Below are 1,320 nucleotides of genomic sequence, written 5' to 3'. Positions count from 1 at the left end.
AAGAAAATTGTTGATGGGATAGCTTTCGATATTTATTAGGAGTTGTCTTCATTTGCTTAAAGAACACTCGATTGAAATAAGATGGGTCATTGAATCCACATTCATTAGAAATACGATAAGATGGAAAATCCGAGGTTTCCAGCAATTTACAGGCATGTTGAATTCGTAAATTATTGACGTAATCCGTATAAGAAACTCCGATTCTTTTTTTAAAAACTCGACTAAAATATTGCGGGTTCATGTAAACATGAGCCGAAACCATTTCTAGTGTCAATTTCTCACGATAATTTTTTTGAATGAAGCGGACTGCCTCTCGAACAAACCCTAACGTTTCTTCTGTTTTTTCGTTCACAGGTGTTTCTGTCGTAGTTTCTACTGCCTTTTTTTGCTGGTCAACAACAAGTTGCAGCACCCTCTCGATCTCTCTTGGTTTAACAGGTTTCAGTAAATACTTGAACACCTTCAAGTCAATCGCCTGCTGGGCATAAGAAAACTCGGAAAAGGCGGATAGTATCACTACCGTCACTTCTGGCAAAAAGCTCCGAACCTCCTTCAAGACAGTCAAACCATCTTTTTCTGGAATTAATATGTCTAAAAACAGGATATTCGGTCGATGCTTTTGTGCCAGCTCAACCGCCTGTGTGCCGGTGGCACAGCTCCAAACAAGGCATTCCTCTGTAATCTTTGTCTCGATCAGCGATTGCAAGAAATTTCTTTCCAATTCTTCATCTTCAACAATTAAAATTCGATCCATATTTCCCACCTAATTTCTTGGAAACTTTATTCCAACAATACTTCCACTATAATCAGATTTTTTTATAAACAAGCCATAGTCATCACCAAAATACTGCTTCAAGCGACGATCAGTGCTTTTAAACCCCAAACTGTTCGTTTGATTGATTGTCCCATTTTTGCGTACTGCTGTTAATACACTTTGCGGAAAACCATTACCATCGTCTTCAACATAAATAATGACTGTATCTTTGCATTCGTTGTCCGAATAAATTTTTAGACTTCCGCCATCTCTTTTCGGGGTAATACCATGTATAAGCGCATTCTCTACAATTGGTTGCAGCGTCATATTTAAAATATGCTGCGGCAGCAATTCTTCTGAGATATTTATTTCAAAATTTAAACGATCTTTAAAACGAACCTTCTGAATATACAAATACTTATTAATGTAATCCAATTCTGCTTCGATCGTGTGTAATTGGTTCTCTGATTTTAAGGTATAACGTAAAATATCTGAAAGACAGTAGATCAGTTCTTCAGTTGTGTGAGAATTCTCGAAATAAGCAGTTCGAGCAATCGAATTTAAAG

Annotated in this window: 2 protein-coding genes; both read right to left on the bottom strand. The window is 37.0% G+C overall.

The window, feature by feature from the left end; translation table 11 throughout:
* Positions 1 to 754: response regulator transcription factor (locus A5875_RS03110; RefSeq protein WP_088932245.1), on the bottom strand; the 754-nt coding region annotated here is incomplete at its 3' end.
* Positions 755 to 763: 9 nt separating this feature from the next.
* A partial coding sequence (locus A5875_RS03105; RefSeq protein ID WP_176244609.1) for a sensor histidine kinase occupies positions 764 to 1,320 on the bottom strand: 557 nt, incomplete at its 5' end.

This window comes from Enterococcus sp. 3H8_DIV0648 (assembly GCF_002140655.1).
Lineage (GTDB): Bacteria > Bacillota > Bacilli > Lactobacillales > Enterococcaceae > Enterococcus_A > Enterococcus_A hulanensis.
The sequence above is the reverse complement of the archived record's forward strand: the minus strand, read 5'-3'. Positions and strand labels throughout refer to the sequence as shown.